The 23,595-nt window shown below is 36.2% G+C and carries 20 protein-coding genes, 2 pseudogenes and 1 other annotated feature; of the genes and pseudogenes, 14 read left to right on the forward strand and 8 right to left on the reverse strand.

The annotated features are described in order from the left end of the window. Positions 1-2 precede the first annotated feature (2 nt). The 3 genes from pxpB to MOC86_RS25295 are packed head-to-tail and all read left to right on the forward strand — an operon-like array spanning position 3 to position 2,542. Complete coding sequence (gene pxpB, locus MOC86_RS25285; RefSeq protein ID WP_268586661.1) at positions 3-764, forward strand: 5-oxoprolinase subunit PxpB; 762 nt, start codon at positions 3-5, stop codon at positions 762-764. Beyond that, positions 761-1,762, forward strand: a complete 1,002-nt coding sequence (locus MOC86_RS25290) for a biotin-dependent carboxyltransferase family protein (protein ID WP_268586662.1) — start codon at positions 761-763, stop codon at positions 1,760-1,762. Before pxpB ends, MOC86_RS25290 begins: the two co-directional genes overlap by 4 nt. A gap of 21 nt (positions 1,763-1,783) precedes the next feature. Next, positions 1,784-2,542, forward strand: a complete 759-nt coding sequence (locus MOC86_RS25295; protein ID WP_268586663.1) for an IclR family transcriptional regulator — start codon at positions 1,784-1,786, stop codon at positions 2,540-2,542. Positions 2,543-2,591: 49 nt separating this feature from the next. On the opposite strand, the gene MOC86_RS25300 is transcribed toward MOC86_RS25295, so the two are convergent. Then, positions 2,592-3,986, reverse strand: coding sequence for a PLP-dependent aminotransferase family protein (locus MOC86_RS25300; RefSeq protein WP_268586664.1), 1,395 nt, complete (start codon positions 3,984-3,986; stop codon positions 2,592-2,594). Positions 3,987-4,168: 182 nt separating this feature from the next. Here MOC86_RS25300 and MOC86_RS25305 point away from each other — a divergent pair. Both MOC86_RS25305 and MOC86_RS25310 read left to right on the forward strand, forming a co-directional pair. Further along, positions 4,169-4,458 (forward strand): annotated as a pseudogene (locus tag MOC86_RS25305) (GNAT family N-acetyltransferase); the annotation flags it as partial. 240 nt (positions 4,459-4,698) lie between these two features. Then, the gene (locus MOC86_RS25310) at positions 4,699-4,797 is read left to right on the forward strand and encodes a putative holin-like toxin (RefSeq protein ID WP_220693719.1); all 99 of its coding nucleotides are present in this window, start codon (positions 4,699-4,701) and stop codon (positions 4,795-4,797) included. Between the two features lie 439 nt (positions 4,798-5,236). On the opposite strand, the gene MOC86_RS25315 is transcribed toward MOC86_RS25310, so the two are convergent. Then, positions 5,237-5,815 (reverse strand): hypothetical protein, encoded by a 579-nt coding sequence (locus MOC86_RS25315; RefSeq protein ID WP_268586666.1) that lies wholly within the window; start codon positions 5,813-5,815, stop codon positions 5,237-5,239. 20 nt (positions 5,816-5,835) lie between these two features. Continuing rightward, positions 5,836-6,402, reverse strand: a complete 567-nt coding sequence (locus MOC86_RS25320; protein ID WP_268586667.1) for a membrane-spanning protein — start codon at positions 6,400-6,402, stop codon at positions 5,836-5,838. 249 nt (positions 6,403-6,651) lie between these two features. Between MOC86_RS25320 and MOC86_RS25325 the strand changes: the two genes are divergently transcribed. Then, positions 6,652-7,044, forward strand: coding sequence for a nuclear transport factor 2 family protein (locus tag MOC86_RS25325; RefSeq protein WP_268586668.1), 393 nt, complete (start codon positions 6,652-6,654; stop codon positions 7,042-7,044). Between the two features lie 172 nt (positions 7,045-7,216). Then, positions 7,217-8,290 carry a tartrate dehydrogenase gene (locus tag MOC86_RS25330; protein WP_268586669.1) on the forward strand — a complete coding sequence of 358 codons (1,074 nt, stop codon included), beginning with the start codon at positions 7,217-7,219 and terminating at the stop codon, positions 8,288-8,290. Between the two features lie 33 nt (positions 8,291-8,323). Here the strand turns inward: MOC86_RS25330 and MOC86_RS25335 are convergent, their stop codons facing one another. Further along, the gene (locus MOC86_RS25335; RefSeq protein ID WP_268586670.1) at positions 8,324-9,673 is read right to left on the reverse strand and encodes an amino acid permease; all 1,350 of its coding nucleotides are present in this window, start codon (positions 9,671-9,673) and stop codon (positions 8,324-8,326) included. 49 nt (positions 9,674-9,722) lie between these two features. After that, positions 9,723-9,936 (reverse strand) — a binding site (T-box leader). A 188-nt stretch (positions 9,937-10,124) separates the two neighbouring features. Further along, complete coding sequence (locus tag MOC86_RS25340; RefSeq protein ID WP_268586671.1) at positions 10,125-11,180, reverse strand: M14 family zinc carboxypeptidase; 1,056 nt, start codon at positions 11,178-11,180, stop codon at positions 10,125-10,127. Positions 11,181-11,535: 355 nt separating this feature from the next. Between MOC86_RS25340 and MOC86_RS25345 the strand changes: the two genes are divergently transcribed. From MOC86_RS25345 to MOC86_RS25375, 7 genes and pseudogenes are all read left to right on the forward strand, one after another. Then, positions 11,536-12,918 carry an efflux RND transporter periplasmic adaptor subunit gene (locus MOC86_RS25345; protein ID WP_268586672.1) on the forward strand — a complete coding sequence of 461 codons (1,383 nt, stop codon included), beginning with the start codon at positions 11,536-11,538 and terminating at the stop codon, positions 12,916-12,918. 2 nt (positions 12,919-12,920) lie between these two features. After that, the gene (locus MOC86_RS25350) at positions 12,921-13,643 is read left to right on the forward strand and encodes an ABC transporter ATP-binding protein (protein ID WP_268586673.1); all 723 of its coding nucleotides are present in this window, start codon (positions 12,921-12,923) and stop codon (positions 13,641-13,643) included. Then, complete coding sequence (locus MOC86_RS25355) at positions 13,609-14,763, forward strand: ABC transporter permease (protein WP_326847764.1); 1,155 nt, start codon at positions 13,609-13,611, stop codon at positions 14,761-14,763. Before MOC86_RS25350 ends, MOC86_RS25355 begins: the two co-directional genes overlap by 35 nt. Before the next feature lie 121 nt (positions 14,764-14,884). After that, positions 14,885-15,482, forward strand: a pseudogene (locus MOC86_RS25360) (IS607 family transposase). Next, entirely contained in the window at positions 15,479-16,636 is a 1,158-nt protein-coding gene (locus MOC86_RS25365; RefSeq protein ID WP_268586674.1) for an RNA-guided endonuclease InsQ/TnpB family protein, read from the forward strand. The pseudogene MOC86_RS25360 and the gene MOC86_RS25365 overlap by 4 nt, the downstream one beginning before the upstream one ends. A 159-nt stretch (positions 16,637-16,795) precedes the next feature. After that, the gene (locus MOC86_RS25370; RefSeq protein WP_268586675.1) at positions 16,796-17,464 is read left to right on the forward strand and encodes a response regulator transcription factor; all 669 of its coding nucleotides are present in this window, start codon (positions 16,796-16,798) and stop codon (positions 17,462-17,464) included. Positions 17,465-17,477: 13 nt separating this feature from the next. Then, positions 17,478-18,707 carry a sensor histidine kinase gene (locus MOC86_RS25375; RefSeq protein ID WP_268586676.1) on the forward strand — a complete coding sequence of 410 codons (1,230 nt, stop codon included), beginning with the start codon at positions 17,478-17,480 and terminating at the stop codon, positions 18,705-18,707. A 406-nt stretch (positions 18,708-19,113) separates the two neighbouring features. On the opposite strand, the gene MOC86_RS25380 is transcribed toward MOC86_RS25375, so the two are convergent. The 3 genes from MOC86_RS25380 to MOC86_RS25390 are packed head-to-tail and all read right to left on the reverse strand — an operon-like array spanning position 19,114 to position 23,502. After that, the gene (locus MOC86_RS25380) at positions 19,114-21,015 is read right to left on the reverse strand and encodes a sucrose-specific PTS transporter subunit IIBC (protein ID WP_268586677.1); all 1,902 of its coding nucleotides are present in this window, start codon (positions 21,013-21,015) and stop codon (positions 19,114-19,116) included. Then, the gene (locus MOC86_RS25385; RefSeq protein ID WP_268586678.1) at positions 21,008-21,994 is read right to left on the reverse strand and encodes a carbohydrate kinase family protein; all 987 of its coding nucleotides are present in this window, start codon (positions 21,992-21,994) and stop codon (positions 21,008-21,010) included. The genes MOC86_RS25380 and MOC86_RS25385 overlap by 8 nt, the downstream gene beginning before the upstream one ends. 35 nt (positions 21,995-22,029) lie before the next feature. Further along, complete coding sequence (locus tag MOC86_RS25390; RefSeq protein WP_268586679.1) at positions 22,030-23,502, reverse strand: glycoside hydrolase family 32 protein; 1,473 nt, start codon at positions 23,500-23,502, stop codon at positions 22,030-22,032. Positions 23,503-23,595: the final 93 nt, after the last annotated feature.

Raw genomic sequence — 23,595 nt, forward strand, 5'->3', positions numbered from 1 at the left:
ATATGAGTTCAACAAAAACAGATTTAGTTCAGCAAGTAACACTTTCACCACTCGGTGACTCAGCTATTGTTGTTACATTTGGAGAACGTATTGACTATGAGATTCATAAGAAAATTAAAATGTTTATGGATACATTAGAAGCTCATCCATTTCAAGGATTTATTGAATGTGTGCCGGCATTTACAAATGTAACGATTTTTTACGAGCCACTCCAAGTTATAAAAGCAAATAAGGGACGTAGAATAAAAGACTTTATCTCTCCTTTTGAAATCGTTTCAAGTCTTATAAAAGAAAAATTAAATGAAGTGTCTGACCAAGGGGATTTAAAACATCGTCAAGTGTCAATTCCTGTTTGTTATGGAGGAGATTATGGACCAGATCTTGACCATGTTGCCAAATATAATAATTTAACGAAGGAAGAAGTCATCCATATTCATTCGAATGGAGAATACTTAGCTTATATGATTGGTTTTGCACCTGGTTTTCCTTTTTTAGGTGGTTTGTCTGAAAAAGTCGCAACACCAAGACATTCATCACCAAGAGCCTCTATTCCAGCAGGAAGCGTTGGAATTGCCGGAATGCAAACAGGCGTTTATCCAATTTCAACCCCTGGTGGATGGCAACTTATCGGTCAAACTCCTATCCAGCTCTTTCTTCCAAATCAAAATCCACCAAGCTTACTTCAAGCAGGAGATAGAGTGAAATTCGTTTCTATCTCACAAGAAGAATATGAAGAAATAAAGCGAAAAGAGGGAGAAAAATGAGCTTACGTGTCATAAAGCAAGGATTACTTACAACTGTTCAGGACCTTGGGAGAAGAGGTTTTCAGAAATATGGAGTTATTGTAAGCGGTGCAATGGATTCTTACTCTCTTAGAATAGCAAACTTGCTTGTTGGGAATGGCGAGAATGAAGCAGGACTGGAAATTACGTTAATGGGTCCTCTTTTACAAGTAGAAAAAGACTGTGTACTTGCTATTACAGGAGGTGATTTGTCGCCAACTGTCAATGATGAAGCTATTCCCATGTGGAAACCGATATTTGTGGAGAAGGGGAGTACCATTAAATTCGGTCAATGTAAAACAGGCTGTCGAGCGTATTTAACGGTTAAAGGAGGATTTAAACTTGAGCAAGTTTTAGAAAGTAAAAGTACGTATTTACGCGGTGAGATTGGTGGATTCAAAGGAAGAGCTCTAAAGGAAGGGGATGAATTGCATTTTGCTCATGTATTAAATGGAATACCATCCTTTTTATCTCAAAACATTGGAGAAGGGGCTGTGACGTCTCAATGGTCTGTTCACTATGAAAAGTTTGTTCCACTAGCATATAATGATAGCATTCGAGTCGTACATGGCAGTCAATTTGACTTTTTTTCTCCAAAAAGTCAGCAAGAATTCACAGAGAAGCCTTTTAAAGTATCAACACAATCAGATCGCATGGGGTACAGAATGGAAGGGCCTTCCCTTCAATTAAAAGAGGAGAAAGAGCTTTTATCAGAAGCTGTATCTCAAGGATCCATTCAAGTTCCTCCTGACGGAAACCCCATTATTTTATTAGCAGATAGACAAACAACAGGAGGATACCCTAAAATTGCCCAAGTCATTACAACTGACTTGCCACTCATTGCTCAGAAAAAGCCTAGTGAAGCTGTCACTTTCACCTATGTATCTTTAAAAGAAGCAGAAAAGCTTTATTTGGAAAAGGAGCAAGAACTTTATAAATTAAAGACGGGTATTTTGTTAGCTTCAAAAAAGTTAGAGTAGGGACATGAGGGAGAAGAGAAAATGCAAACAAATAATAAAACGGTTATTAAATCTATGCAAATCTTAAATCTTTTTATTAAGCATTCTAAACTTACTTTTACAGAAATGCTAACTTACTCAGAAATTCCAAAAACATCGCTACATCGTATGATTCGTTCACTTGAAGAAATGGGATTTTTAACAAAAGATAAAGACGGCTTTTATTCTTTAGGGCTTCTTTTTTTACAGTTTGGACAACTTGTTGCAAATCGATTAGATATAAGAATAATTGCAAAACCCATTATGGAACAGCTTCGAGATGATGTAGAAGAAGCGGTGAATTTAATTATTAAAGATGGAAACGAAGCGATGTATATCGAAAAAGTAGATACACTTCAACCTGTTCGACTATACACGTCTGTTGGAAGGCGATCTCCTCTTTATGCAGGAGCATGCTCTCGTATTATTTTAGCTTATTTACCAGAGGAAGAACGAGAAGCCTACCTAGAGCACGTAAAGCTAGAACAAATTGGAATTGGGACAATTACAGATAAAGAAAAATTAAGAGAAATATTAGCGGAATCAAAAAGGGAAGGCTACACAGTAAGCATTTCAGAACTTGAGAATTATACAACAGCAGTTAGTGCTCCTGTTTTTAATCATAAAGGAGAGGTGATAGCAGGCCTTAGCATTGCTGGAATTGAAGGAAGATATGGAGCAGAAAGGCTCCCAATCCTTATTAAAAAAGTCACTTCAGGAGCAAACTTGATTTCTAAAAAGCTAGGATACAATATTTCATAAAGCCCCTATATGCTAAGGATATAGGGGCTTTTCAAGGATAGGAGAAATCTTACATCCATACCTCAGACAAAATAGAAACTCCTTGTTGAATTTCTTCCTCAGACAACGATCCGAAGCCTAATAATACAGTCCCTGTTTCACATTGAGGTTTTCTTTTCCAATAAGGACTTGTTGGGTAAACTTTAACGTCTTTTGAAAAGGCTAATTTAATGAGTTCTTCTTCACTCTTTCCGTACACTTTCACTAGTATATGCAACCCTGAACATTCCCCTAAGATCTCAAATTTATGAGCATCAAACCTTTTATTTATTTCTGATATAAGAGTAGTATGCTTTTTTTGGTAAGCATTTCTCATTCTAGCAATATGTTTATCTAAATAATCTGTCTTCATAAAAGCTTCCATAATCCATTGTTGTAAGCGAGGAACCGTTTGTTCATAAAGAGAGAAGCGCTCTTTATAGATACTTAATAAAAGAGAAGGAAGTACGATGTAGCTCATTCGCATTGATGGAAGAAAAAGCTTAGAAAAAGTACCAAGATAAATGACTTTCTCCGCTTCAGCCATCCCTTGAATGGATTTAATAGGTTTTCCTACATATCTAAATTCACTATCATAATCATCTTCTATAATAAAAGAATGATAGTCCCTAGCCCACTGAAGTAGCTGTTCACGCTTTTTCTGCGTCATAATGGCGCCTGTTGGAAACTGATGAGACGGTGTAACGTAAACAGCATAAGGATTAGTCTTGTAAAGTTCTTCAATACTAAGTCCATCGTTTTTTATAGGAAGAGGTTCTACATCTATATTCAAATTTTCAAATATAATTCGGGCTCCATTGTAGCCAGGTTCTTCAAATCCTATTCGCTTGTCGTGCAGATTTAAAATTTGAGAAAGTAGAATTAGGCTTTGTTGTGTTCCAGAGGTGATAATAATTTGTTCAGGAGCAAACTTGACACCTCTTGAATTTATTAAGTAGTGATGAATCTCTTTGCGAAGACCAAATTCTCCTTGAACATCTCCATATGCAAACAATTCTTGTTGCCTCTCATTGTAGACGGCATTTGCGATGTTATGAAAAGTTTTAGAAGGGAAAAGAGTAGATTCTAATGTTCCATAGCGAAAATCATAGCGAGGTGAAGGTTTGTATTCTACTTTTCTATCATCTTTTGAGGAATGTGAAAAAGGAAAAACATCCTCTATTTGTTTTTTAACGTATATCCCGCTTCGTGGTTTCCGCTCGATAAAGCCCTCATCAGCAAGTAAATCATAAGCAAGTGAAATGGTATTGTTGCTAACATGCAAATGTCTGGCAAGTCCTCTAATTGAGGGAAGCTTACTATCGAAAGGGATCTTTCCTTCTATAATTTTCGTTCTTAAATCGTCGTATACTTGAACATATAAAGGACCACTATCTTTCTTTATAAAGGGAGTTATATTAACCAATGTAAAAACCTCCATTATTCTGTACCTAAATAATTTTTATAAACTGTGTCTTTTGTTGATAGAGAGGGATTTTTATAATAAGAGCTATAGAAATCAAGCTAACGCTTTAGGAGGGAAACTATATGAATTCTATTACGATTCGTTTAGTAATTCAAGAAGATGTTTTGAAAATGGTTCCATTAATGAAGGAGTATATTGTTGACTTTTATCAAAGAAAGCAGTCAGTTGAAAAAATTAAGCAACATTTTACATATTTATTAGCACATCAAAGTCAAGGTGTGCAATATGTTGCCGAACATAAAGGAGAGCTTATTGGTTTTGCAACTCTCTATTTTTCATTCAGCACGCTTAGTTTACAAAAGAACGCTATTTTGAATGATTTATATGTTTCTCCTTCATATCGAGGAAAAAAGTAGGCGAGCGGCTTTTTCAAGCATGTTTTACATATGTTAAGGAACATGAATATGCAGGTATGACATGGGAGACAGCGAAAGATAATGTTGTGGCTCAAGAACTATACGCAAAAATGGGAGGAGTAGAGTCACAGTGGAAACACTATGAAATGAATATTTAAGAGGAAGGAAACACCGCTAAAAAACAAAAATATTCACCAGAAAATATGTTCGCATTTATAAAATAACGAACAGCAATATGATATAATAATAGAGTACAGTTTTTTAGGGTGAGCAGCGGTACTCCCGGAGTAAAGGGGGTGGTGCCCTGCATGTTGACTGTGTATGAAGCGATGACAATTGCTATTTCGTTATCTACTCTTGTTGTTGCGATTATTGCTGTCACGAAAAAAAAGTAATATCACCCTTTAGCCCTACTAAAGTATAAAGGGAGTTATTACTTTTTCAGTACTCTTTATATGATATGTGGACCACTGCTCTTCTAGCAGTGAAACTGTACAGAGAGCGTTGGTTGCAGCCAGCGCTCTTTTATTACTTTCATTATAACCCCATTTTTTAATGAATATCAACCATTTAAGTCTTGATTCCTATTGTGTATATTCTTTATCTATGTTTAACTTTACGATTCTGAGTGAAGGCTTTTTTCCACAAGAAATATAAACTGTATACGTTTGGAAAATATCATGCTACACACCATAAAGATGTCGTAATATTACTTTTCTAATATTACAGCAATACTGAAGGAGAGGGTTAGACATTTATCTATTTAAGTCTTCTTTTACAAATATAAACTTCCTGTAGTCATTTCTTTAGGTGTAAAATCTTAAGTGAAGGGGGTTAGTTTAATTTATTCTTTTTCACTTTTGTTCGTATTCCTGCCCATATTGCGATAATAAGCCCTCCAACTGTATCAGCAACTAAATCAACCATCGTATCTTTATTTCCGCCTCCTTGAAGAGTCATTCCAAACAATTGATCTGAACTAAATTCATAAATCTCCCATAGGATACCCCCAAGAGCAGCAAAAGAAAAAACAAAGAGAAAAACAAACCATGAGGATATGCTTTTCCCTGCACTTCTATGTATGAGTCTTTCATACAAAGCAATCGCAAGAAAAGCAATAAGAGCTCCACTTATTAAATGTAAAAATGTATCCCACCAACCTAGTCCATACCACCCTAAAATAGAACCTAAATATTGTGAGCAAAATAAGAAAATTAAGTAAGAGATAACAAGGGGTAAATTAAAGGTAAACTTAGTAAATAGAGCGAGCAGAAGAGGAATGAGACCACAGATAACCCCTCCTATAGCAACCAATGCTTTAAATGATTTATCATCTATATAAAGAAGTACAGCTAAACTTCCCATGAAAATGACATAAACGACACTTAATAATAGAACAAGTTTGCGATTCATTTTTACACCTCCATATCTATTTATAGTGTTTTTCTTCGTACTATAGAATAAATTGCAACGAGGAGACCCCCTACTATTCCTATAATCATGTCATACATAGTATCTGTATTGCCTCCTGATTGCATTGTACGTGTAAAAGTTAAATCTCCTACAAACTCATAAATTTCCCATAAAGCTGTAGAATTCACTGAAACAGAGAGCACGAAAAGGAAGAGGATCCATTTAGAAACATAGCCGCGTGTTTGTTTAGGGATACATAATTTATAAAGTGAAATGGCTACAGCGCCCATAAAGATCGCTTTATAAAAATGAAGAGTCGCATCCCACCATTTAAAACGGCCATAAAACTCTTCAATAGAACCTAAAAATAACGTGCAGAAGAGAAAAAGATAATAACCAATGATAATCAAAACGGGAAAAGGGATGTTTTTTGAAAACAACAATAACAGCGGTAATGCACTTACAAATATACCTCCTAGCGCTACTTCCCAACGAGAAGAATCTCCTTTAATAAGATAAAAGATAAATAAAGCGGTCATAAAAATTATAAAAGCTATACTGAGAATTAAGATTAATTTCTTTTTCAATTTATCACCTTATTCAATAAATTACGGGAATTAGGATTAAACTCTAAGTAGAAATTTTATTTTTGAACTCTTGTAAATTATGTCCAAATTATCGAGAGATTACTCTTTTCCGAGAAGTAATAAAGATAAGTGAACTTTTTACTTATCTTACTTTCCGACAAGCTTATATTTTTCCTCTTCCTCTTTTATTATGCTAAGCTGTTATTTGGGAAAAGATATAGACAACTCTGGAGGAAAAAAGGAGATATTATGGAAAACTTAGAGAAGTACTTTATGCTATTTGATCAATCGAGAACAAGTGAGGAAGCATTTGAACAGCTTGCTGATTTATTTACAGATGATATGGAATTTGTGCTAAATGGCTACAAGCAGGCTGGGATTAAAAACTGGCGCAATTTTGTGAAGATGGTTTATACAGAAAATAAAGATCTCAAACATATGTATCAAGGATGGGAAAAAGTTCAGGGAGATGAAACGCGTACATATGAGACACGGTGGGCCGTTTGTGGAAAGCGGGCTTCTGGGGAAGTTTATACACAAGAAGGCAAAGATATCGCAAAGCTAGATGAGGATGGGAAAATCACTTATCTCGAAAATGTTCCTGACAATACAAAGCTGTTTCAAACATATAAAAAAAACTAAAAGAGCATGTATTCGTGCTCTTTTTTTAAGTTGTGATAACTAAAAATTAAGAAAAGTGTTGCTTGAAAGGAAATTCGTCTATAAAATAGAAGTAGATACAGTCGACCGGATTCTGTGTTGATTAATATCTTCATTATGAAAGAGTACTTCATTTAAAAGAGGGGAAGAGAGAATGAAAACATTCAAGATTGCTTCTATTCCAGGAGACGGAATTGGAAAAGAGGTTGTTCCAGCAGCTAACAAAGTTTTGAAAACGATTGCAGATATTCACGGAGGGATACAGCTTAATTTCACAGACTTTCCATGGAGCTGTGAGTACTATTTAGAACATGGAGAAATGATGCCAGAAGATGCACTTGAGCGATTACAAGATTTTGATAGTATCTTTTTAGGAGCCGTTGGAAATTTAAAACTAGTTCCAGATCATATTTCATTATGGGGAATGTTGATTAAAATTCGCCGTGAATTTGAACAAGTTATTAATATAAGACCAGCTAAAGTATTGAAAGGGATTCGTTCCCCGCTCCTCAACCCTAAAGATTTTGATTTAATTGTTGTGCGCGAAAACAGTGAAGGGGAGTATAGCTCTGTTGGCGGAAACATTTATAAGGGAGAAGACGAAATTGCAATTCAAAACGCTATCTTTTCAAGAAAAGCGACTGAAAGAGCGATGCGCTTTGCTTTTGAATTAGCGTCTAAAAGAAAAAAACATGTCACAAGCGCTACAAAATCAAACGGAATTTATTATTCTATGCCGTTTTGGGACAGCGTTTTTGAAGATGTTTCAAAAGATTATCCAGAAATTCAAACAGATTCTCAACATATTGATGCGCTCGCTGCTTTTTTCGTTACTCGTCCACATCAGTTTGATGTTATTGTTGCTAGTAACCTATTTGGAGATATTTTAACAGACTTAGGTGCTGGTATTATGGGAAGCGTTGGAGTTGCTCCAGCGGCAAATATTAATGTTAACGGAAAATACCCTTCCATGTTTGAGCCTGTACACGGGTCAGCTCCTGATATCGTTGGAAAAGGAATAGCTAATCCAATTGGACAGATTTGGACAGCTAAGATGATGTTAGATCATTTTGGAGAAGAAGAATTAGGAAGCGTGTTATTAGACGTTGTAGAAAGCGTTACAAACGACAGCATTTTAACACCTGACGTTGGCGGGAATTATACAACAGAAGAAGTGACAAATGAGATTATAAAGAGGTTAAAGATCGTTGAGAAGCAAGGAGTATAAAAAAAGAGGTTCCTATAATAGGAACCTCTTTTTTTATGCACGACGTTCTTTTTTGACAAAGAATGAACATATAACCATTAAAATAAGGAATGTTACACAAGCAATTGAACTTAGACGATTAGCTTCACTAAACAAGAAAGTAACAAAGCTAATGCTTAACACTAAGACAGCGAAAATAGTTAAATAAGGGAAGCCCCACAGTTTAAAATAAGGCTCATTCTTATATGATGGACGAAGCTTTAGCTGTGCTAAGCAAATACAAATCCAAACAAGTGAAACAGTGAAACCTGGAAGTGCGAGAAGATATGTGAATGCTTTATCAGACAATAAATAAACAACATATGTGCCAAAAAGTAAGACAACAACGGTAACCAACAAGCTAAAAATAGGAACACCTTGTTTATTTACATATGACAAACGTTTTGGTGCACCACCTGTTTGAGCAAGCGAGTGCATCATTCTTGTACAACCGTAAATACCAGAGTTTGCGGCTGAAAGAACAGCCGTTAATAAAATAAAGTTCATAATATGTGATGCACCCTGAAGCCCAACCGTTTCAAATACTTGAACAAATGGACTTGCATTTGCATCGATCTCATTCCACGGAATCAATCCACAAATAATTAAGATTGGAAGAGTATAAAATAAAACAACGCGCACAAGCACACCTTTTACAACGCCAGGCAGTACTTTTTCTGCATCTTTTGTTTCTGTAATCGTAAGACCAATAAGCTCTGATCCACCATATGAGAAAAGAACAACAAGAAGTGTCGCAAATACAGCTGTCCATCCATTTGGAACGAAATCTGTATAGTTGTGTAAGTAGTGCTGAGCACTGTTATCACTTGGAATCAATCCGAGTAAAATGGCTCCTCCTACAATAATGAAAGCAATAATAACGAAAATTTTAATTCCTGCAAACCAGAACTCAATTTCTCCAAATGATTTTACACTTGTTACATTAATTAAAATTAAAACAAGAGAACAAATTAGACATAACACCCATAGTGGAATAGTTGTAAACCAGTATTGCAAGAAACTACCTGCTGCAATTACTTCAATAACACAAACAGATAGCCACATGAAACAGTAAATAGAGCCAACAATAAACGAAAAACGAGTGCCAAACGCTCTTTCAATTAAGTCTTTCATGTTGTGACCAGGATAAGCAATAGCCATTTCTGATAAGGCGCCCATAATAATAAGAAGAAGTAATCCTGCAAACAAATATGGAAAGATTACGGCTGGTCCAGCTAATCCAACAGTATCGGCACTTCCTTTGAAAATGCCTGTTCCAATCATACCTCCAATTGCAATCATTCGAATGTGACGAGGCAATAGTTGTTTCTTAAGTTGAGTTGATGACGTGTTGTGTTCTTTCATGCTTTCCTCCCAAGTTATAAATTCATAAAAAAGTCCCTGCTGAGTTTTCAGCAGGGACGAAATTATCGCGGTACCACCCTAATTGTAAATAAATATTTACCTCTTCATTTATGTTAACAGTTTTACCCGTCTTTGCTCATATTAATAGAGAAAGAAGCTCAAGGAGTGAATTTCATTTCTAATCTTTGTGTTAACTTTCACCATCCGTTAACTCTCTAGTACAGGGAGATTAAAATTACTAATGTTCCTTTCATTGCCTTTTGCATTATGAAATTATTATTCTACGTATTTTCTTATCATAGTAAATGTTTAATACGATGTCAATGGGATTATTTTCGATAAAGAAGGAAAAAGGCTTTTAAAATTTTCAAATTGAAAGAAAAGGGCTTTTAAAATTGCCATATTGAAAGAAACCGAAAAAAGAATTTTCGGTTTCTTTTGGACGAGAGGACTATTCATCATTTTGACGATTTGTTTGTGTTGGTAGCGTATCCCAAAAACTTGTATCCTCTTTTTCAATTGAGCGGTCTGCAATTGCTCGAACAGTCGCATCTAATGTTGAAACGGTTTGTTTAATAAGGTAGCCGTTGCTTTTTTGGCCAAGGGCATAAGATTCAATATAGTGGTCAGACATACCACGCATTTCAAACAAAAGGGTAGCAACGCCGTAGCGGAGGGCGATTCCATTTCGGCCAATATTAGCTCCAGAGCCACCGTTATATTGCCCAATGTGTCCCCATCCTTTAGGCTCAAGTGTGTTGTAGACAACAGAACCTAGCTTTTTTGATTTTTCAACAACTTCAGCGTCTACTTCTGAATTTGTTGGGTAGAGAATAGAACCTGAAACAAGTTCACCGTTTGTCTCACTAAGCGTTCCTTGGTGGTGAAGATCAATCATATAATCGATCGGATATTTTTCTAGCACATTCTCATATAAAAATTTGGCCTCTGGTTCCATTTCCCCGATATCTTTTGCATGTTCACGATTTAGATCAACATTGTTTGCATTATAACGTGTTAAATGCCGGTCTCCATCTGCTATATAATCCTCAAGCGAGAAGTTTACATCACCCATTGCTCCATCTGCATTTAACATCGGAATGATAAGGATGTTTACATTGTCTAATACACCTTTCGTTTTGCCTGTTCCTAAATGTTTAATAAAATCTAAAGCGCCTTCTGTTGTAAGTTGTTCATTTCCATGCTGCTGCGTTAAAAATAAAATCGTGGGATTGTCGGGATTTGATATATATTTTGCCATATAAATATCGCGATCTTTTACCGTTTGACCAATTACTTCAAGGTCCATGGCAGATTGCTTTTTATCTTGTTCTTTTAAATAACTGACCATACTTTCGTATGTATGTAAAATAGACGTCTGAACAGATCCATTTCCAGCATTCGGTCCATTTCCAACCGCACTAGCAGGTACAGCTACAGCTGTTACGGTTCCTAATGCCATCATACTTGATAGAGAAAGAGATAAAATTTTCTTTTTTAACGTCATCCATCATTCCCCCAAATCTAGTTTTATATTTTAATTTTAATAGGTTCAAAAGAGGAATGTAATAGAGCATCTCTACTATCGTTTAGACAGATTTCGCGCAAAAAAGGAGAAAAATGAAGAAATATAGAGAAATAAGGCTGAATCTTAGAAAGCTCTATATTCAATATAGTCTTTAAGAAGACGATATTCTCCATTATTTATAAGTAAAAACATTTTTCTGAAAGATTTCCTTTATTTCTTAAGGAAATCTTAAGGAATCATCTGCATACTAGCTTTATTCCAAAAAAACATCGTAAAAAGAATTAAAAAATCAAACGTTTTAAGCGGAACAAAGAAAGTTGGAGGAGAAAAAGAAATGAAAAAATGGATTATTGGTTCTGTCTTAGTGGCAACGGTAGGAGGAGGAAGTTGGTTCTTCCTACATAACGAAGAGCAACCTCAAATGGCAACTGCTTCTGTTCAAACATCAACAGTAAGAAAAGGAGACTTAGAAGTAAATGTTACAGGATCTGGTTCTGTAACAACCATTACAGATCAAGATGTAACAGCCGCGAATACTTTATTAGGTGTAAAAAGCGTAAGTGTTGTATCAGGAGAAAGTGTGAGTAAAGGAGATACGCTATTAATCTTTGAAAACGGTGAAACGATAACAGCTCCATTTGATGGAGAAATTACAGCTGTTAAAGTAACAAGTGCAAGCAGTGTATCTGAAGGAACGATTCTCCTTCGAATTGAAAATGAAGACGGTTTTGTTTCTCCTATTACAAGAGGAAATGGAACAACCGTTGAGACAACATCATCTGAAGCAACAACAGAAACTGCAAATAGTTCATCACAAACTAGTGAAACACAAAACGAAGCAGGAACTCAAGATACTGCTACAGTTGGAGCGACTGAGACAACTTCAGCGATTGAAGGAGAAACAACTACTCAAAGCGGTGGAAATAGTTCAGGAGGAAGTGGTCTTATTGTTGATACGGTGAATGTGAAAGAAGGGCAGACTGTAAATAAAGGAGCTACACTTATGACCTTCACAGACGGAAGTGTTTTACAAGCGCCAGCAAAAGGGATGATTACAAGTCTTGCTGTGGACAGTGGAGACTCTGTTCAAAGTTCAGCAACGGTTGCTCATATTACTGATTATACGGCTCTTGAGACAACAATAAGCGTTGATGAACTTGATATTACAGACATTAAAGAAGGACAGAGTGTAGAAGTTACAGCAAGTGCATTTCCTGATGAAAAATTTGAAGGAACGGTAACAGAGGTTGCTTCAGAAGGGACATCATCAAATGGAGTATCGACATTTGATGTTACAGTGCAAATTACAGATCCAAAAAATTTAAAAGTAGGCATGTCAACAGAAGCAAGCATTGAAGTTGAAAGTAAACAAGGAGCTCTATATATACCTGTTGAAGCCGTTTACGAAAGTGGAGACGAGAAATATGTTCTTGTCCCAACAAGTTCAAGTGACTCTTCTCAATCAACAAAGAAAGTAACAGTTGAAACAGGAATTTCTAACGATACAAGCGTTGAAATTACAAAAGGGTTATCCGAAGGAGCTACAGTTCAAATTCCAAAGGTTAGTTCAAATCAAACTTCCTCTCAAGATGAGAAAGCAATGATGAAAGGTGGCTTTGGAGACGAATCTGGTGGAGGAATGTCAGGAAATCCAGGACAGGCACCAAATGGAGGACCTTCTTCTGCTGGTGGACGTGGACAAGGAGGTGGGCAATAAAGATGATAGAGCCTCTTATTGATGTTCGTTTAATGAAGAAGACGTATAAGCTTGGGGACGAAACTGTTACAGCCCTAAAAGAAGTTTCGCTTACAGTTGAAAAAGGGGACTTTGTTTCGATTATTGGCTCATCAGGTTCTGGAAAATCCACATTTATGAACATGATTGGCTGCCTTGATCGTCCAGATGCTGGAGAGTATTTATTGGACGGTGAAAATGTTGGAAAAATGAAAAGCTCCCAGTTAGCTTCTATTCGCAATGAGAAGATTGGATTTATTTTTCAAAACTTTAATCTTTTATCAAAATTAACAGCTATTGAAAATGTTGAGCTTCCTCTTGTGTATCGTGGAGTAAAAGTTGCAGAAAGAAGAGAAAAAGCTTTGCAAGCTTTAAAAAAGGTAGGACTTGGCGATAGATGGAATCATCTTCCTTCTCAGCTTTCAGGCGGTCAGCAACAGCGTGTTGCTATTGCTCGAGCCCTTGCTGGAGATCCTCCGCTCCTTTTAGCTGATGAGCCAACAGGAGCGTTAGATCACAAAACAAGTGGAGATATCTTAAAAATTGTGAAGGACTTACATGAGCAAGGGCACACAATTATCTTAATCACCCATGATTTAGAAGTAGCCAAAAAAGCAAGCAGGATTGTACATATTTATGATGGTGAGCTTTATGAAGAAAGGGGGGATAAACGTGAACTCCATCTCCATGGCATGGAAAAGCATTAAAGGGAACAAGATAAGGGCGTTTTTAACAATGCTAGGTATTATTATTGGTGTTTCGTCTGTGATTGTAATGGTTGCCATTGGTCAAGGTTCAACTCAAGAAGTACAAAGCCAAATTGGTAGTTTAGGTAAAGATGTTTTGACTGTAAGCATTACAGGATCAGATGTGACTTTTAAAGAAGATGATGCACAAGAGCTCGAAACAGTAAACGGAGTAGATGCTACAGCTCCAACTGTTTCAGGACGTGTAACAGCGAAGAACGGAGAAACAAATACCCAAGTGTCCATGACAGGGACAACATCTTCTTATCTAGATGTCCGAGATTTAGAGCTTCAATCTGGTCGCTTTATTGCAGCCCTTGATCAAGATAACCATTCCAAAGTAGCTGTTCTTGGTTCAGACACAGCACAGACGCTCTTTGGATTAGGAAATGCAGTTGGACAATCTATAGGGATTAATGGTTCATCGTATAAAGTGATTGGAGTTCTTCAATCTGTTGGTAGCTCATTAGGAACAAGTGGAGACAGTACGGTTATCGTTCCATTAAGCACAGGCCAACGTTTAGCTTCAACAACAAGCATTGAGTCTGTATATGTGAAAGTTCGTGATGAAGAAAATATAAACTTTATTACGAACAGACTTGAACAAACAATGAGGGGGATCATTGGAGATGAAGACAGCTATAGTGTATCAAGTCAGGAAGATTTAATGGAAACAGCAGACTCTGTTGATAATACTTTAACTCTTCTACTTGGAGGAAGTGCTGCTATTTCTCTTATTGTTGGTGGAATCGGGATTATGAATATTATGCTTGTATCTGTTTCTGAACGAACAAAAGAGATTGGAATTCGAAAAGCAATTGGAGCTAAAAGAGGAAATATTCTACTTCAATTTTTAATTGAGGCTATAATTTTAAGTTCTTTTGGAGGATTGATTGGTGTTGGATTGGGATTAGTAAGTGCAGAAGCGTTCACAGTTGCGACAGGAACAGCTGTCTCTTATTCTATTCCCGTTATTCTCATGTCATTTGGTTTCTCGCTCTTTATTGGAGTTGTTTTTGGGGTTTTTCCAGCGAACAAAGCCTCAAAACTAGATCCGATTCAAGCTCTGCGATATGAATGAAAAACAAAGCGATCGTATATACTGCGACCGCTTTGTTTTGGTATGATGATAAATAGTAAAGGAGATATTTACAGTAAATAAAAATATAGACATAAGTAGATAAATGGAGTAAAACGTGGATATGAAACAATATAAACCAAAAGAATTTTCAGAAATGATTAATGTAGCTGTTCGAACATTGTCAAGATGGGATAACGAAGGTGTATTAATAGCTTACCCAAACTCGAAAGGAAGAAGGTATTATACTGATAAACAGTATAGAGAATATATGGGTATTTAAGAAGAAAATAAAGTAGGTAAAACTGTTATTTACACGAGAGTATCTAATCCAGGATAAAAAATGGTTTAGAAAATCAAATTGGGTTTTTAAAAACATTTACCAATTCAAGAGGAATCACTGTAGATGAAAGTATGACTGATATGGGTAGTGGATTGAACTACAATTGAAAACAATGGAATAAGTTGATTGAACATTGTATCGAAGGCAAAATTTCAAGTACTATCATTGCACACAAAGATAGATTTGTTTGTTTTGGTTATGATTGGTTTAAAGGGTTCTTTGCGAGATGGGAACAGAAATCATGGTTGTCGATAATGAGAAATTGTCTCCCCAAGAAGAACTTGTTCAAGACTTAGTATCTATTATCCATGTATTCAGTTGCAGAATATATGGATTAAGAAAATACAAAAAGAAAGTGTCGGAGGACAAAGAGTTATGAAGAAAGCATATTTCATTGAAATAAAACCAACAACGGAACAAATAACTAAAATTCATCAAACTATCGGAGTGTGTAGATATGTTTATAATCTCTACTTGTCTAAAAACAAAGAACTATATGAAAAAGAAAAGAAATTCATGAGTGGCTATGATTTTTCTAAATGGCTTAACAATGTTCATATAAAAGAACATAACAAATGGATTAAAGAAGTGTCTAGTAAAGCCGTTAAGAAAGCGATTATGAATGGAGATAAAGCTTTCAAAAGGTTTTTTAAAGGGTTAAGCAAATTTCCCAGATTTAAGAAAAAGAAGAATCAAGATGTAAGGTGCTATTTTCCAAAGAACAACAAAACGGACTGGACTGTAGAACGCCATCGAATCAAAATTCCTACTATTGGGTGGATGAGATTAAAAGAATATGGCTACATTCCGAAGAATGCTGTAGTTAAAAGTGGAACTATTTCGCAAAAAGCGGGTCGTTATTATGTATCGGTCTTGTGTGAAGGAGATACTGCGAAACATACGACTGAATTAGGAAAAACAGGTTTAGGGATTGATGTAGGTATTAAAGATTTCGCTACTTGTAGTGATGAAGAAGTCTACAAAAATATCAATAAAACAACAAAAGTAAGAAAGTTAGAAAAGAAACTAAAACGTGAACAACGCTCTTTGTCACGTAAATATGAAAACTCGAAACGAAAGAGGGGTGAATCTGCTACTAATAAAAGAGTGAATATAAACAAAAACATTCTTAGAATTCAAAATTTACATGCTCGGTTGGCAAATATACGATTAGAGTATGTGAAATCGGTTGTAAATGACGTGGTGAAAACCAAACCAACATATATTACAATTGAGGACTTGAATGTAAGAGGAATGATGAAGAATAAATACCTATCCAGAGCAGTTGCGCAACCATGTTTTTATACATTTAAAACATGGTTAATAGCTAAATGCAAAGAACACAACATCGAATTACGCCAAGTAGACAGGTTTTATCCTTCTTCTAAATGGTGTTCATGTTGTGGACATAAAAAAGTGGATTTAAAACTGTCTGACCGAGTGTATAGATGTCAATGTGGACATACAATGGATAGGGAGTTAAATGCCTCAATCAATCTTTTACAAGCGAAAGAATATATGATTTTAACTTAAATAGAACGTATATATGTACGGTGGGCTACATCGGAATTTACGCCTGCGGAGAGCTATACAAACGATAATAGCGAGCAATTGGCGAGGTCGGGTTCGTAGAAGCAGGAAAACTCTAAGAATATGTACATTTGTCTATATTTTTAGTAGCAGAGAACTGTAGTGCGCATACTTGTTGTAGAAGATAATCGATCACTTCTTGAGTCGATTAAAAGTATTTTATCAAATGAATTTGAAGTTGATGGAGCAGAGAATGGGGAAGATGGATTGTTTCTTGCTCGTCAAAATATATATGATTTGATTGTTTTAGACGTTATGCTGCCTGAAATGGACGGATTTGAAGTGATTCAACATATAAGAGAAGCAGATATTCGGACCCCTGTTTTATTTCTAACAGCGAAAGATTCTTTAGAAGACCGTGTGAAAGGACTTGATTTTGGGGGCGATGATTACCTTGTTAAGCCATTTCAAGCTCCTGAGCTGCAAGCTCGAATTCGTGCTCTTTTGCGTCGAAGCGGGAGTTTAACGAGAAGTCAAACAATCCGTTATAAAGGGATAGAATTGTTTGGCAAAGAAAAGGAAGTAATGATAGATGAAACTCCTGTTAGATTAACATTTAAACAATACGAGATGCTTGAATACATTATCCAAAATAAAGGAGCTATTCTAACAAAAGAGCAACTTTATGATCGTGTATGGGGCTTTGACTCTGATACAACAATTGCTATTGTTGAAGTGTTTGTTCATCATCTTAGAAAGAAAATGGAACCTTTTGGATATCATAAGGACGTACAAACTGTACGGGGCATTGGTTATATGTTGAAGGAATAATAGGGGGGGATTTATGTTTCACAAAACTAGGCTTAAACTTACGATTGTAAACTCTCTCGTCTTTATTATTTTGATGGGGATTCTTGCAATTATTATTTACTCTTATGCTGATTCTCGATTAAATCGGGATGTTAATAATGACTTGCAACATTCTGCTCAACGCTTCACAGACGTAAGGGGAGAAGAGACTCCTCGAATTGAAAAAGACCCTCGTATGATTGTTCTCATTTGGAATGATGAAAATGAAATCATTAATCAGTTAGATAGATTATCGCCTATTTTTGCAGAAAATGAAAAAGAGTTCGCTCCAACAAAAATAGGCGAGTTTCAAGAAATTGAGGCAGAGGAGTTCTCATTTCGCGCTCTTTCTGTTCAAACAGAAATGGGCAAAGAGACTGTAACTGTTCAGTTTGTCCGAAATGTAACGTCTGAGCAAGAAATGCTTCATACTCTTTTTCTGCTTCTCCTTGTAGGAGGGATTATTGGCAGTATCTGTGCAGTTGGAGCAGGATTTCTACTAGCAGGACGAGCGCTTGTCCCCATTAAAGCGGCTTGGCAAAAACAGCAAGACTTTGTTTCAGATGCTTCTCATGAATTAAGAACACCGCTTGCCGTTATCCAATCACGAACAGATTTACTTTGGAAATCTCCGTCTGCCACCATTCAAGAAAAAGCAGTGGATATCTCGCTGATTTCAAAGGAAAGTCGGCGTTTGTCTAAACTTGTTGGCAACTTACTAATGCTTGCACGGTCTGATTCTGGAAGTTTAGAAATGGAGAAAGAGACCTTTTCATTAAGCATTTTGCTAGAAGAGCTTCATGAATATTATGAAGAAATTGTATCTTATCAAGGCAAATCTATTACGATGAGGGTAGAGGACTCTGTTCATTTTAAAGGAGATAAAGAACGAATTCATCAACTAATGATTATTTTAGTAGACAATGCATTGAAATTCACAAATATTGATGGATGCATTGAAGTGTCTTGCCGTGAAACACCTTCTTCTATCAATATAGAAGTAAAAGACAATGGAATCGGCTTACGGGAAGAAGAAATCCCAAAAATTTTCGACCGATTTTATCAAGTGGATAAAGCACGATCAGATGAAGGTGGGGCAGGACTTGGTCTTTCTATTGCTCGTTGGATCATCGATAAACACTATGGGAAAGTGAAGGTAACAAGCAAACTAGGAGAAGGAACAAAATTTGAAATTACGTTCCCTAAAAATCAAAGAACAGGATAGCATAATTTAGAATATGATGTAGAATGAGCAGGAATTTAGGGACGATTTGCAAAATATAATAAAAGTAAGGCTAAATCATGATAAGTTTATAGTATTGCATAGGTGCCCAATAGATTCATCTTCTTTATGCTTATTAGCCTTATGATGTAGAGTGACTTTTAAAAACTCTACGAGAAGAACAGTAAGTAAAAATGATATGGGGGTTTACAATATGGATGTATTGAAAGACCTTAATATTATCGTATGGGGAGGACTATCATCTTTCATACTAGGATTTGTTGTTCTTACTATTATTCAAAAAATTGTTTTTGTTTTTCTTCCTAGTTTTTAAACTTCAACAAGTATTTTAAATATTTTTATAACAAAAAGAGTAGATAACAATATCTACTCTTTTTGTTTGAAGAGGCTAACCAAATTGAACAGCGAGTACCGTTTCTTCACTATGTTTTCTTTTTGGTAATACTTCTTTGACTGATGGAAGGCCAGAAGGAATAATAACAGGTGTAATGGATGAAAGACCTGCTTGTTCAATGACGTCTAAATCAAATTCCATAATCAGTTGACCAGCTTTGACCGTATCTCCTGTTTTGATATAGGACGTAAATCCTTTGCCTTTTAAGTTGACTGTATCAATTCCTATATGAATTAATAGTTGGGTACCGCTTTCATGTTCTAGGAAAATAGCATGTTTGGTTTCAGCTACAAGACCTACTGAACCGTCAAATGGAGCATAGACTTTTCCTTCTGATGGTTGAATAGCCATTCCTTCTCCCATTTGTTTTTGAGCAAAAACAGGGTCTGGAACCTCTTCTAGTTTAATAACTTCTCCTTTAATTGGAGAAGGGATTTCTAGTGATGTTAGCGAGTTGTTTATTTTATTGATTTTTTCCTCTGCTTTCATCTGTTTGTTTAGAGAGCTTTCTTGAGGTGCATCTTTATATCCGAATAACCATGTGAGAGTGAATGCTACGGCCATTGCTACAACGTTTGTTAAAATATAAAGAAAAAGTTGATCATTCAAGTATAAGAGCGTACCAGGAATTACGGTTACGGCCATACCTGTTCCAGCTAAGTCGAAGAAAGAAGCAAGGAATCCTCCAACAGCACCACCAATTAACCCCATAATAAAAGGCTTCATAAAGCGTAAGTTAACTCCGAAAATAGCTGGTTCTGTAATTCCTAAAAAGGCTGAGAACGAAGAAGGGAGGGCTAGTGCTTTTAGCTTTTTATTTTTTGTTTTTAGTCCGACTGCTAAACAAGCAGCACCTTGGGCAGCCATTGCAGCCGTAATAACTGCGTTAAACGGATTGTTTCCATACTTCTCGAGAAGTTGGATTTCTAAGAAATTAAAGATATGATGAACACCTGTTACAACGATAATTTGATGAAAGAAACCAATTACAAGTCCTGCAATACCGTATGGCAAGTTCAGAACAGCTGTTGTGCCTGTTAACACCCATTCTTCTAGTGAATGGAAGATAGGACCAATCGCAAAAAGTCCTAATGTAATCATAACGGCTAGTGTAATAAAAGGAGTTAAAATAAGATCTAATGCTTCAGGTATGCGCTTTCTTAATGATTTTTCAAATTTTGCTCCAATTAAACCGATAAAGAAAGCAGGCAAAACAGAGCCTTGATAGCCGACAACTGGAATAAATCCGAACATTGTTAACGCTTTCTCAGTACCTTCTGCAACAGTATAAGCATTTGGTAGGGCAGGGTTTACTAACATAAGTCCGAGAACAATTCCAAGTATAGGGCTACCTCCGAAAACGCGGAACGCAGACCATGCAACAAGAGCAGGTAAAAAGGCAAAGGCTGTATCTGTTAAGACTTGCGTATATAGAAGGAAGTTTGGCGGAATATCTTTAGGTGTTGCCCCAAACCATGAGAGGATTTCGTCTTGAGTAAGCAATCCTCGTAGTCCCATAAACAATCCTGTAGCAACTAATACAGGGATAATAGGAACGAAAACATCTCCAAATGTTCGAATGCTCCGCTGAAAAGCCTTTCCTTGTTTTTTACCTTCTTTTTTCACATCTTCTTTTGAGGAACTTTCAATTCCTAGTTTTTCGACTTCTTCAAAAATACGATTGACAGTACCGGTTCCAAAAATGACTTGAAACTGACCTGAATTGAAGAAAGCTCCTTTTACTTTATCAATATTTTCAACTTTGTCTTGATCAATTTTTTCCTTGTCATGAACCATAATTCGAAGGCGAGTAGCACAATGAGCAAAAGATGCAATATTTTCTTTTCCACCAATCGCTTCTAAGACTTCTTTTGCAATTCTTTGATTTTCAGACATTGATGTTCATTCCTTTCCTTATACATTGTTGTACATCTATAAGAGTTGGAAGAGCTGGAAAAGCCCCTTTTCGAGTTGTTGTTAGAGCTCCACTTGCATTAGCAAATTGCAGCAATGTTTTATGATGTTCTAGTAGAATAGAATGGAGTTTTTCCTTTTGTACATCATATTGAAGCAGCTGATATAAGAAAGCTCCCATAAAAGCATCTCCTGCACCTGTTGTATCTTGTGCGTCAACTTGATAACCGTTTGAACCAAAGCTTTGATTTTTTAGAAACAGCTCGGCGCCTTGTTTTCCTTTTGTGTAAAGAATGGCTTGTACATCTCCTATAAAAAGAGAGGAAATGGCTCTCTTTTTGTCCTGAATTCCAGTTATAAATTCTAATTCGTCTTCTGATATTTTTAAAAGGTCTGATTTTGGAATAAAAGATTGAATGGTATGACGATATTGCTCATGATCATTCCATAAAGGAAGGCGAACGTTAGGATCAAAACTAATGAGGCCACCTTTTTTCTTCATTTCATCAATTGCTCGCAAATGAGCGTGTTTCATCGGTGATTCGATTAAGTCCACGGATCCAAAATGTAAAATATCTTGGTTTGTAAATAAATTTGAGTCAATTTCTTCTTCGGTTAAAAGTAAATCAGAAGAAGGATTTCGATAAAAAGAAAAATCACGCTCTCCATCAGCTTGTAATGAAACGAAAGCTAAGCCTGTGTTGGCTTCATTTGTTCTTTTGATAAGGTTTGTTTGTACGCCAACACTTAATAATTGATCGATTAGGAAGTCTCCAAATGCATCGTTACCTAGTTTTGTAATGACCGAGGCGTTTGCCCCTAATGTAGTAGCTGCAGCTGCCACATTTGCTGGGGCACCTCCGGCAGCTCGTTCAAATGATTTAACATCTTTTAAAGCCATTCCTTTTTCTAAAGGAATAAAATCTATTAATACTTCACCAATTGCAAATAATGTTCCCATCTGTTCACCTTCTACGTTTTTAAAATCGTTATTTTTTAATAATCCCATTTAACTGCTTTAAACTTAGCGGTTCCTTTTTGAGCAAAGAAACGAATAGCTTGACTGTTCTCACTAGGGAAAATCCGGCTTGTAAAGACTTCTTCGCCGTCATTTATAAAAATCTCAACAGAGGAGACGTCTACAAACATGTGAATCTTAAGTGTTTGTGCATCGAAAGAGCAGCGACGTATAGATCCGTTTTTTTTCTCTAAAGGTTGCCCAGATAGAGAGCGGTCTAGAATTATTTTGTTACTCACAGAATCGTAAGATAGTACTGTTTTTTCGGTATTGCTTGCTCGGAATTCAATTCCAACTCGATCTGCTTTTATGTCTTCAATATCACAGATAAGCTCATAAGCTGTACCGTAAAAATCCTCTAATTGTTTTGTTCCATTATCAACACTAATATTTATATTTTTCTCCTTTTTACGGAGAAGAGCTAGTTCTGAAACAGGGCGTTGAATTAATTTGTCATCTTTTATATTAATTTGTCTTGGAAGTGTTAAACAGTGTGCCCAACCTTCTTTGTCTGTTGGATATTCTAAATCAGGAAGCCCCATCCATCCAACTAAAATTCGACGACCATCAGGAGTTTCGGTTGTTTGTTGGGCATAAAAATCAAATCCTTTATCTAACTCTTGAAATGGTTGATGTTCAAAGGCTCGCGACTCCATATTTAAAGGTTTTCCAATAAGATAACCTGATTGGTAAATGTTATTGTATCTCTCGTTTTCTTGTTCAATCCCTTGAGGAGAAAAGAGGAGGACACCATGATCATCCATTTCAAAGTAATCTGGGCATTCCCACATATAACCGAATTCATTAAGGTCTGTAAGAATCTCACCTCTAAAGTTCCACTGAAGGAGGTCTTTTGATTGGTAAAGAACGATGCATCCTGTTTTATTATCTCGCTGTGCTCCAATAACACAGAAATATTCTTCATCTGATTTCCATACTTTCGGATCTCTAAAATGATCTGTATATCCAGGCGGGATTTCGAAAATAACGGGTTTATCAAACTTTGTAATTAAACCGTTTTTGTCCATCTCTGCCAAGCACTGAAAAGGATGCCTTACCCAAGAATGATCACGTGTGTTGCCTGTATACATAAGATATAGTTTGTTATTTTTAACAATTCCGCTACCTGAATATGCTCCATGAGAATCATAGGGTCCGCCAGGCTTAATAGCAATGCCAACCTCTTCCCAGTGAGCTAAATCCTTAGAGGTCGTATGAAACCAATACTTCATTCCATGCTCAGGACCAAAGGGAAACCACTGATAAAAGAGGTGATAAGCCCCATTGTAATAAGAAAATCCATTTGGATCATTCAATAATCCAGTTTGAGGTTGAATATGATATTTTTGACGCCATGGACTTTTTGTCACCTTTTCTTGTAAGCGCTCGAGCTCTTCAGGAAGAGCTTGTTCAATATACCTGTACTTCTCTTCTCTTGTCATTTTTTCCATTCTTTTCATCCTCATCATCGAGTTTTAAATCATAGGGGTTTTAGGAACCGGTTCCAAAAAGACTTTTGAAAAAACCAATCCCAACTTCAGTTT

The sequence above is a fragment of the Priestia endophytica genome, from assembly GCF_026790145.1.
GTDB lineage: Bacteria > Bacillota > Bacilli > Bacillales > Bacillaceae_H > Bacillus_I > Bacillus_I endophytica_A.

Excerpts from the sequence above, each read along its gene's own strand:
- pxpB (WP_268586661.1), top strand. The coding sequence starts at position 3 with ATGAGTTCAACAAAAACAGATTTAGTTCAGCAAGTAACACTTTCACCA.
- MOC86_RS25315 (WP_268586666.1), bottom strand. The coding sequence starts at position 5,815 with ATGAATCGCAAACTTGTTCTATTATTAAGTGTCGTTTATGTCATTTTC.
- MOC86_RS25385 (WP_268586678.1), bottom strand. The coding sequence starts at position 21,994 with ATGGGAACATTATTTGCAATTGGTGAAGTATTAATAGATTTTATTCCT.
- MOC86_RS25325 (WP_268586668.1), top strand. The coding sequence starts at position 6,652 with ATGGAAAACTTAGAGAAGTACTTTATGCTATTTGATCAATCGAGAACA.
- MOC86_RS25295 (WP_268586663.1), top strand. The coding sequence starts at position 1,784 with ATGCAAACAAATAATAAAACGGTTATTAAATCTATGCAAATCTTAAAT.
- MOC86_RS25380 (WP_268586677.1), bottom strand. The coding sequence starts at position 21,015 with ATGTCTGAAAATCAAAGAATTGCAAAAGAAGTCTTAGAAGCGATTGGT.
- MOC86_RS25375 (WP_268586676.1), top strand. The coding sequence starts at position 17,478 with ATGTTTCACAAAACTAGGCTTAAACTTACGATTGTAAACTCTCTCGTC.
- MOC86_RS25345 (WP_268586672.1), top strand. The coding sequence starts at position 11,536 with ATGAAAAAATGGATTATTGGTTCTGTCTTAGTGGCAACGGTAGGAGGA.
- MOC86_RS25330 (WP_268586669.1), top strand. The coding sequence starts at position 7,217 with ATGAAAACATTCAAGATTGCTTCTATTCCAGGAGACGGAATTGGAAAA.
- MOC86_RS25335 (WP_268586670.1), bottom strand. The coding sequence starts at position 9,673 with ATGAAAGAACACAACACGTCATCAACTCAACTTAAGAAACAACTATTG.
- MOC86_RS25365 (WP_268586674.1), top strand. The coding sequence starts at position 15,479 with ATGAAGAAAGCATATTTCATTGAAATAAAACCAACAACGGAACAAATA.
- MOC86_RS25340 (WP_268586671.1), bottom strand. The coding sequence starts at position 11,180 with ATGACGTTAAAAAAGAAAATTTTATCTCTTTCTCTATCAAGTATGATG.
- MOC86_RS25290 (WP_268586662.1), top strand. The coding sequence starts at position 761 with ATGAGCTTACGTGTCATAAAGCAAGGATTACTTACAACTGTTCAGGAC.
- MOC86_RS25350 (WP_268586673.1), top strand. The coding sequence starts at position 12,921 with ATGATAGAGCCTCTTATTGATGTTCGTTTAATGAAGAAGACGTATAAG.
- MOC86_RS25390 (WP_268586679.1), bottom strand. The coding sequence starts at position 23,502 with ATGGAAAAAATGACAAGAGAAGAGAAGTACAGGTATATTGAACAAGCT.